Here is an 8,061-nt window from a genome sequence, read left to right as displayed (position 1 = left end):
CAGCCGGTCGGCGAGCGCGCCGCCGACGAGCAGGAAGAGGACGAGCGGAACCGTACGGGCCGCCGCCACCAGACCGACATCGCCCGCGTCGCCGCCCGTCTCCAGCACCGCGAACGCCGAGGCGACCAGTGCACCCTGGCTGCCCAGATTGGTGACAATCGCCGCGGCGGTCAGCAGCGTGTAGTTACGGCCGGCCCATGCGGGACGGACGAGACGGCGAGAGGCGTCGGAAGGAGAGTTCACCTTGGGACTATCCCCGTCCCAGCGCCCGGTGGCCAATCGATTACGACGAGGAGCCCGTCAGCCGTACGGTGCTCATGATCTGCTTGATCGTCGCGTCCGGGATCTCGTCCGGCACGCCCGTGTTGGCGTAGAGCACCCAGGTCGCGAAGTCGCCCTTGTCGTTGGTGAAGGTGAAGGCGATCGACTTGCCGTCGGTGTCGCACTTGTTCGGCTTGGTCACACCCGAGGTGGCGGCCGTCGCGTAATGTCCCTTGAGTCCGGACGTGGTGGTGAAGGGCTCGGCGTCGGCGACCTTCACCTTCTCCTTGACCTTGTCCTCCGGCTCCTGCTGGGCGTACGCGGCCCAGGCCCAGCTTCCCGCCTCGTTCTTCGCGGCCGTCGCCGTGTCCTTGGCGCCCTTGCCGCCCTTGGTGCCGGTGCCGCCGAGCCCGCTGTCCTCCATCTTCCCGTCCTTGTTGGTGTCCTGCGAGCACCACTTGGACTTGTAGAAGGCGGGCGCGGAGAAGGAGATGACGGGCGTGCCGTCGTTCTTCTTGTGGTCCTCGAAGCCGGATATGACGCCGGTGCCCGAGACCTCCCAGTCGGCCGGGACGTCGAACTGCGTTCCGTGCTTCGGGTTGGTGACCACCTTCCAGCCCTCGATCTGCGGCTTGCTCTCCTCGCCCGCCCTGGGATTGTCACTGGGCGTGTCCGCGGTCGGCTCGGCGGGCTCGGAGGCGGATGCCGAGGACTTGGGATCGTCGGCGGCCTTGTCGGCCGTTCCGTCGTCCTTCTTCAGTACGAAGAACGCGGTGCCCGCGGCGGCGACCACCACGACCGCCGCCGCGACCACGGCGATGACGGTCGTCTTCTTCCTGTCCGGCGAAGGGCCGGGCGGACCGGGCGGGCCCGGCTGTCCCTGCTGCCCCGGCACGCCGTACTGCGGCGCGGTCGGCTGCTGGTACGGGTTGGGCTGCTGATAACCAGGCTGCTGATAACCAGGCTGCGGTTGTCCCTGCTGCGGCTGCTCGGGCTGCTGCTGATAGCCCGGCTGCTGATAAGGGTTCGGCTGCTGGTACCCGGGCTGCTGATAGGGATTCGGCTGCTGGTATCCCGGCTGCTGGTACGGATTCGGCTGCTGGTCCTGCGGGTTCTGCTCGCCCCCGGGCGGCTGCTGTCCTGGCCACATGGCGAGTAACCATAGAGGGGTCGTCCCACCGCTGCCACGTCCGCCCTGTCAGGGGATGGCCAAGCTCTGCTACTCGCGGGTAACCTCGCGTTCCATGAGCGCTGATCAGATGTCCGTCGGCGAGATGCTCGCCGCAACGGTCCCCATGGCCGGAACCCTGGGACTGGAATACCTGGAGACCACCGCCGAGCGCGCCGTCGTCCGGCTGCCGGACCGGCCCGCGTACCGCAACCATGTCGGCGGACCGCACGCCGGCGCGATGTTCACCCTGGGCGAGTCCGCCAGTGGCGCGATCGTGCTCGCCGCCTTTGGAGACCAGCTTGACCGAGCGGTTCCGCTCGCTGTCAAGGCGGAAATCGGCTACAAGAAACTCGCCATGGGAATCGTCACCGCCACCGCGGTGCTGGGCCGCCCGGTGGCCGATGTCGTCGCCGAACTGGACGCGGGAGAGCGTCCTGAATTTCCCGTGACCGTTTCGCTGACGCGCGAGGACGGCGCGGTGACAGGAGAGATGACGGTCGTCTGGACCCTGCGCCCGCACTCCTGACCGTCCCCGGCCACCGGGTAGGCTGCCCGGCGTGTGCCCGCGCGCGCCGGGCAGCCGCCCGTGGATGGTCAGGGAAATCTGGTCACGGAAGTACGGAAGGAACCGGCTTTGCACGTCCAGGAGTGGCTTGAGACCATCCCCCCGGTCAGTATCTATCTCCTGGTCGGAGTGGTGATCGGCCTCGAAAGCCTCGGTATCCCGCTGCCCGGTGAGATCGTCCTCGTCAGCTCGGCGCTGCTCGCCTCCCAGCACGGCGACATCAATCCGTACATCCTCGCCGCCTGCGCCACGGCCGGTGCCATCATCGGCGACTCGATCGGCTATGCCATCGGCCGGAAGGGCGGCCGGCCGCTGCTCGCCTGGCTCGCCGTACGGTTCCCGAGACACTGCGGTGAGCCACAGATCGCCATGGCGGAGCGTTCGTTCGAGAAGTGGGGGATGTGGGCGGTCTTCTTCGGCCGCTTCATCGCCCTGCTCCGTATCTTCGCGGGACCGCTCGCGGGCGTGCTGCGGATGCCGTACTGGAAGTTCCTGATCGCCAATGTGCTCGGCGGAATCGTCTGGGCGGGCGGTACGACCGCCGTCATCTACACGGTGGGCGTCGTCGCCGAGGCCTGGCTCAAGCGCTTCTCCTGGCTCGGTCTGGTGCTCGCCGTGGTGATCGGCATCGTCTCCATGCTGGTCGTACGGAACCGTGCCAAGAAGGCCGCCGAGCAGCCGGCCGATCAGCCGGCCGGGCCGACGGCGGGCGAGCCGGGGACCGCGCGGACGGCGTCGACAGCACAGAGCGTGACCAAGCAGGCCGATGAGCCCGACGCCGTACCCGCCGCCGACTGACCGGAAACCGCGCCTGGCGAGCCGTCCATGTCTGGCGGGCCGGCCGTCCGGCCCCCCCCACCGCTCGCCGTATCCCTCGGCCTCTGTCAGCTCTCGTACGCCTCGCGGTGGATCTTCGCCATCTCGGCATAGCCCGCCGCGTTGCGTCTGATTCCGGCCCGCTCCTCCTCCGTCAGCTCCCGCTTGACCTTGGCGGGCACGCCCGCGACCAGCGAACCGGGCGGTACGCGCAGGCCCTGCGGTACGAGCGACTGCGCCGCGACGAGTGAGCCCGTACCGATGTGCGCGCCGTTGAGGACCGTGGCGCCCATCCCGATCAGCACCTCGTCCTCGACCGTACAGCCGTGCAGTACGGCGTTGTGGCCGACCGAGACGCGCTCGCCGACCGTGAGCGGAAAGCCGGGGTCGGCATGGAGCGTGCAGTTGTCCTGAACATTGCTTCCGGCACCCAGAGTGATCGGCGCGCGGTCGGCCCGGAGCACGGCGTGGTACCAGACGCTCGCCTCCGCGCCCACACTCACCTCGCCCAGGACGACCGAGGTCGGCGCCGTGAACGCCGACGGATCGACCACGGGCTCCTCGCCGCCCACGCCTCTGATCAATGCCCGTTCCCTCATACAGGCACCGTAAGCGATCTCTCCTCGGACACGTACGGCAGGTCGGCCAGGAGTGGCCTATTTATGATGACAGATGATCAATAACCTTAAGTGCGTTGCCCGTTACCGATCGGGCCGGTATCGAACAAGGAGCTTCATGGCCACCGCACAGCAGGTCCCCGACATCCTGTCGCCCGAGTTCGCCGAGAATCCATATCCGGCCTACCGTCTGATGCGGGACAGTGCCCCGCTCATCTGGCACGAGGCCACGCAGAGTTACATCATCTCGCGGTACGAGGATGTCGAGCGCGCCTTCAAGGACAAGGAGTCGGTGTTCACCACCGACAATTACGACTGGCAGATCGAGCCCGTCCATGGCAAAACGATCCTTCAGCTCAGCGGGCGGGAGCATTCCGTACGCCGGGCGCTGGTCGCGCCGGCCTTCCGCGGCAGCGATCTCCAGCAGAAGTTCCTGCCGGTCATCGAGCGCAACTCCCGTGAACTGATCGACGGATTCCGGCACACCGGCTCCGTCGACCTGGTGGAGTCCTACGCGACACGCTTCCCGGTCAATGTCATCGCCGACATGCTGGGCCTCGACAAGGCCGACCACGCCCGCTTCCACGGCTGGTACACGGCGGTCATCGCCTTCCTCGGCAATCTCTCCGGCGACGCGGAGGTCACGGCGGCGGGCGAGCGGACCAGGATCGAGTTCGCCGAGTACATGTTCCCGATCATCCGCGACCGGCGGGAGAACCTGGGCGACGATCTGCTCTCCACGCTCTGCGCGGCGGAGGTCGACGGCGTACGGATGAGTGACGAGGACATCAAGGCATTCTGCAGCCTGCTCCTGGCCGCGGGCGGTGAGACCACCGACAAGGCCATCGCCAGCATCTTCGCGAATCTGCTGCTCCACCCGGACCAGCTCGCGGCCGTACGGGAGGACCGCACCCTGATCGACCGGGCCTTCGCGGAGACGCTCCGTTACACGCCGCCGGTGCAGATGATCATGCGGCAGACCGCGCGGGACGTCGAGCTCAGCGGCGGTACCGTACCGGCCGGTGCCACGGTCACCTGTCTGATCGGTTCCGCCAACCGCGACGGCTCCCGCTTCCAGGAGCCGGACCGCTTCGATATCTTCCGGGAGGATCTGACCACGACGACGGCCTTCTCCGCCGCCGCCGACCATCTCGCCTTCGCGCTGGGACGGCACTTCTGTGTCGGTGCGCTGCTGGCCAAGGCGGAGGTGCAGATCGGGGTCAACCAGCTGCTCGACGCGATGCCGGACATCCGGCTCGCCGACGGATTCGATCCGGTCGAGCGCGGAGTGTTCACGCGTGGACCGCAGACGCTGCCGGTGGAGTTCACGCCCGTCGCGGCCTGACGGCATCCGCCGGGCCCGAGGGCATGCCCCGGGCCCGGCGGCCGGGCTTACGCACCACTCCGCTTGAAGCTCTTGAAGCTACTGCACGACGGGCGTGAAGCTCACCGGCAGCGCGGTCAGTCCCCGCATCCAGATGGAGGGCCGCCAGGTCAGCTCGTACGGCTCCACGGCCAGCACCACATCGGGCAGCCGCTCCAGCAGCGTCTCGATCGCGGTACGGGCGATGACATCGGCCAGCAGCGGAGCCGGATAGGGACAGCGGTGCTCACCGTTGCTGAACGAGAGATGCGCGGAGTTCTCCGCGCCGATATGGCCCTCCGGCCAGATCTGCGGATCCGTGTTGGCCGCCGCCAGTCCCAGCACCAGACAGTCGCCCGCCTTGATGTGCCGACCGCCGAGCTGGGTGTCCCGTACCGCCCAGCGGCCGATGAAGTTCTGGGTCGGCGTGTCCAGCCACAGCACCTCGTTGAGCGCCTGCCCGACGCTGAGACGTCCGCCGGACACATTCAGCGCGAACCGGTCGTCCGTCAGCAGCAGACGCAGCGTGTTGCAGATCCAGTTGGCCGTCGGCTGCTGGGCGGCGGCGATGACGGTGATCAGATCGACCACCATCTCCTCATCCGTCAGCCCGGCCGGATTGCTCAGCATCCGCGAGGTCAGATCGGAGCCGGGATTGTCCCGCTTGTCCTTGACCAGCCGCTGCATCCGCTCCATGACGCGCACATAGGCGGCGACCGGATCGTCGCCCTCGTCGGCGTCGAGCGAGATCCGCAGATCGCGCACCAGGTCGTCGGTGTCCACACCGTCGGCCGGCATTCCGCAGAGCTGGACCACGGCCCGCATCGGCAGGGCGTGCGCGTACGCGGCCATCAGCTCGGCCTGCCCGCTGCCGGCGAAGGTGTCGATGAGGCCCTCGGCGATCTCCCGGCACAGATGCGCCAGTTCGAACTGGTCGATCGCCTCCAGCGCGTCGGTGATCACTCCGGCCCGCCGCTGGTGCTCGGGTCCCTCGGCGAACATCACCGACGGCTGGTAGCCGACGAACGGCATGAGCGCCCAGTCGGCGGGGATGGACTCCCACTGGTTCCAGCGCCGTGAGTCACGGGCGAACAGCTCGTCGTGGCTGGTGACATAGGAGACTTCGGAGTAGCCCAGCACCAGCCAGGCGGGAATGCCGCCGTCGAGTGTGACGGGCGCGATCGCGCCGTGCTCCCTGCGCAGGGTGCGGTAGAGCTGGGACGGCGTCTGCTGGTACTCCAGACCGCTGAGCGGTACGGCACCCGCGTGCGCGGGACATTCGGGTGGCGGGGCCAGGTCGGGTCCGGAGCCCGTGGGGTCGGTCATGGTGTCATCTCCCGGGCCATGGCCAGTTCGTAGAGGTGGTCCACAAGGGTGATCAGAACGTTCTTGCCGGACGAGCGCACCCGGGCGTCGCAGTCGATCAGCGGGACATGGTCCGGCAGCGAGAGCGCCTGACGGATCTCGTCCAGGGAGAACGCGGAGACATCGTCGTCGAACCGGTTGACCGCGACCACGAACGGTGTCCGGTGGTGTTCGAGCCGGTCGATGGCGTACCAGGACTCGCTCATCCGCCGGGTGTCCACCAGGACGACCGCGCCCAGCGTGCCCGAGAACAGCCGGTCCCAGAGGAACCAGAACCGTTCCTGCCCGGGTGCGCCGAACAGATAGAGCACCATCAGCTCGTTGAGCGTGATCCGGCCGAAGTCGAAGGCCACGGTCGTGGTGGTCTTGGTGGTCAGCCCGGCCGTCTCGTCCACACCGATCCCGGCCTGTGTCATCACCTCTTCGGTGTTGAGCGGACGGATTTCGCTGACGGAGCGGACGAGGGTGGTCTTTCCGACCCCGAATCCGCCCACGACGACAATCTTCAGCCCGGTCTCGGCGGCATCGGCCAGTGGAGTACGGGCCGGGAGTTCAGAGGTTGCGGAGTCCAAGGAGCACCTCCTTCAAGAGGGCGGAGTCGGGAAGGTCGGCGGAGCGCGCGGCGCGCGGATGCCGGGCGGTGATCCGGCCCGTCGCGAGGAGATCGCCGAGGAGGATACGTACCACCGTTACCGGCAGCTTCAGCTCGGCGGAGATCTCGACGACCGCGGTGGGATGGCGGCACAGTCCAAGGATCTTGACATGCTCCGACTGCATCCCGGCCGTCGGTTCGCACTCGCTGACGATCAGGGTGACCAGGTCGAACGAGTCGTCGTCGGCCCGGCTGCGGCCACCGGTGACGGTGTACAGCCGGTCCGGATCCCCGATGTCGACGGGCCGGCGGATCATGACGGTGAACTCTCCTGGAGGGGAGTGCTGCGCGGCTCGGCCCGCAGATGTTCACCGATCTGCTCGACCAGCTCGGTCATCTGGTGGCCCACCACACCGGGATCGGCGCCGTCCTCGGCCACCACCGCGAGATGGGCGCCGTCGCCGGCCTCGACGATGAAGAGCAGACCGCCGTGGAACTCGGTCATCGAGTGCCGTACACCGCCGGTGCCGTTGCCGAACTCCACCGAGGCGCCCTGGGCGAGCGCCTGGATGCCGGAGCAGATGGCGGCGAGCTGATCGGCCTGATCGAGGGTGAGATGGCGGCTCCAGCAGAGTTTCAGCCCGTCACGAGAGAGCACCAGGGCATGCCGCGTGCCGGGGGTGCGTTCCAACAGGCTCTCGAGGAGCCAGGTCAGGCTGTTGTCAGTGGTCTGCTGCATGGTGTGCGTGGGGCGGGTGTTGCTGTCCGGTGAACCGGTCACCAGCCCGTGCCTCCAATCTCGCGTTCGGGTGGGGGATGGGCGCCGAGTCCCCGGGCGCCGTACGGGGAGAGCGCGGCCCTGGGGCCTGTCCGGCGGACAGGCCCTAGTCGGCCGGTATGCCGGGTATGTCGCCGCCTGCGGACGGGCTCCGTCCTTCGGACGTGCTTCCGGTCGCGGGCGTTCCGGTCGTGGACGTTTCCGTCGCGGGCGTTCCGCTTCCCGCAGGGCCGTCGGCGGGGCGCCGCGCGCGGTGGAAGGCTCCGAACTGGGAGCCCGCGTCACGGCCGGGGCGTGTCTCACCGGACTCGGACCCGGTTTCCGGCTGCGGCCTGCCACGGTCGGCTGCGGCCATGGTGCGTCCCGGCGGGCGCACCGGCAGACCGTTGGGCGTCGCCACATTGGGCCCGTCGGCAGGGACGGACAGGTCGGCGAGGAACTCGTCGGCACCACCGGCCACGGACCGGAGCGACGAGGAGGGCGGAAGCGTGGAGGTGGGCGGCGCGGCGGTGACCGCCGGTCCGGCGGGCGCC

General features: G+C 68.5%; 9 protein-coding genes and 2 pseudogenes. 3 read left to right on the top strand and 8 right to left on the bottom strand.

Going from position 1 to position 8,061, the window contains the following annotated elements:
• Window positions 1-243: pseudogene (locus GA0115259_RS17225) on the bottom strand (MFS transporter); the annotation flags it as partial.
• A 40-nt stretch (window positions 244-283) separates the two neighbouring features.
• A complete protein-coding gene (locus GA0115259_RS17220; protein ID WP_093597509.1) occupies window positions 284-1,411 on the bottom strand; it encodes a DUF8017 domain-containing protein in 1,128 nt (375 codons plus the stop codon).
• A 94-nt stretch (window positions 1,412-1,505) separates the two neighbouring features.
• Between GA0115259_RS17220 and GA0115259_RS17215 the strand changes: the two genes are divergently transcribed.
• Entirely contained in the window at window positions 1,506-1,958 is a 453-nt protein-coding gene (locus tag GA0115259_RS17215; RefSeq protein WP_093597506.1) for a DUF4442 domain-containing protein, read from the top strand.
• Window positions 1,959-2,066: 108 nt separating this feature from the next.
• The gene (locus GA0115259_RS17210) at window positions 2,067-2,795 is read left to right on the top strand and encodes a DedA family protein (protein WP_093597503.1); all 729 of its coding nucleotides are present in this window, start codon (window positions 2,067-2,069) and stop codon (window positions 2,793-2,795) included.
• 86 nt (window positions 2,796-2,881) lie between these two features.
• Here the strand turns inward: GA0115259_RS17210 and GA0115259_RS17205 are convergent, their stop codons facing one another.
• Window positions 2,882-3,412, bottom strand: coding sequence for a gamma carbonic anhydrase family protein (locus GA0115259_RS17205; protein WP_093597500.1), 531 nt, complete (start codon window positions 3,410-3,412; stop codon window positions 2,882-2,884).
• Between the two features lie 136 nt (window positions 3,413-3,548).
• Between GA0115259_RS17205 and GA0115259_RS17200 the strand changes: the two genes are divergently transcribed.
• Window positions 3,549-4,775: a cytochrome P450 gene (locus tag GA0115259_RS17200; protein WP_093597497.1), complete on the top strand. Its 1,227-nt coding sequence runs from the start codon at window positions 3,549-3,551 to the stop codon at window positions 4,773-4,775.
• Between the two features lie 78 nt (window positions 4,776-4,853).
• Here the strand turns inward: GA0115259_RS17200 and GA0115259_RS17195 are convergent, their stop codons facing one another.
• The 5 genes and pseudogenes from GA0115259_RS17195 to GA0115259_RS40365 all read right to left on the bottom strand — a co-directional run.
• The gene (locus GA0115259_RS17195) at window positions 4,854-6,119 is read right to left on the bottom strand and encodes a cytochrome P450 (RefSeq protein WP_093597494.1); all 1,266 of its coding nucleotides are present in this window, start codon (window positions 6,117-6,119) and stop codon (window positions 4,854-4,856) included.
• On the bottom strand, window positions 6,116-6,730 hold the full coding sequence (locus GA0115259_RS17190; RefSeq protein WP_066953768.1) for a GTP-binding protein: 615 nt from the start codon (window positions 6,728-6,730) through the stop codon (window positions 6,116-6,118). Before GA0115259_RS17190 ends, GA0115259_RS17195 begins: the two co-directional genes overlap by 4 nt.
• Window positions 6,711-7,067 (bottom strand): DUF742 domain-containing protein, encoded by a 357-nt coding sequence (locus GA0115259_RS17185; RefSeq protein ID WP_093597491.1) that lies wholly within the window; start codon window positions 7,065-7,067, stop codon window positions 6,711-6,713. The genes GA0115259_RS17190 and GA0115259_RS17185 overlap by 20 nt, the downstream gene beginning before the upstream one ends.
• Complete coding sequence (locus tag GA0115259_RS17180) at window positions 7,064-7,489, bottom strand: roadblock/LC7 domain-containing protein (protein WP_093597512.1); 426 nt, start codon at window positions 7,487-7,489, stop codon at window positions 7,064-7,066. Before GA0115259_RS17180 ends, GA0115259_RS17185 begins: the two co-directional genes overlap by 4 nt.
• 145 nt (window positions 7,490-7,634) lie before the next feature.
• Window positions 7,635-8,061, bottom strand: a pseudogene (locus GA0115259_RS40365) (hypothetical protein); the annotation flags it as partial.

This window comes from Streptomyces sp. MnatMP-M17, from assembly GCF_900091995.1.
Lineage (GTDB): Bacteria > Actinomycetota > Actinomycetes > Streptomycetales > Streptomycetaceae > Streptomyces.
Note: the sequence above shows the minus strand (reverse complement) of the source record. Positions and strands in the feature narration are given on the sequence as shown.

Bases quoted from the DNA above. Each gene is read 5' to 3' on its own strand.
- GA0115259_RS17205 (WP_093597500.1), bottom strand. From the start codon at position 3,412: ATGAGGGAACGGGCATTGATCAGAGGCGTGGGCGGCGAGGAGCCCGTG.
- GA0115259_RS17180 (WP_093597512.1), bottom strand. From the start codon at position 7,489: ATGCAGCAGACCACTGACAACAGCCTGACCTGGCTCCTCGAGAGCCTG.
- GA0115259_RS17220 (WP_093597509.1), bottom strand. From the start codon at position 1,411: ATGTGGCCAGGACAGCAGCCGCCCGGGGGCGAGCAGAACCCGCAGGAC.
- GA0115259_RS17195 (WP_093597494.1), bottom strand. From the start codon at position 6,119: ATGACCGACCCCACGGGCTCCGGACCCGACCTGGCCCCGCCACCCGAA.
- GA0115259_RS17200 (WP_093597497.1), top strand. From the start codon at position 3,549: ATGGCCACCGCACAGCAGGTCCCCGACATCCTGTCGCCCGAGTTCGCC.
- GA0115259_RS17215 (WP_093597506.1), top strand. From the start codon at position 1,506: ATGAGCGCTGATCAGATGTCCGTCGGCGAGATGCTCGCCGCAACGGTC.
- GA0115259_RS17185 (WP_093597491.1), bottom strand. From the start codon at position 7,067: ATGATCCGCCGGCCCGTCGACATCGGGGATCCGGACCGGCTGTACACC.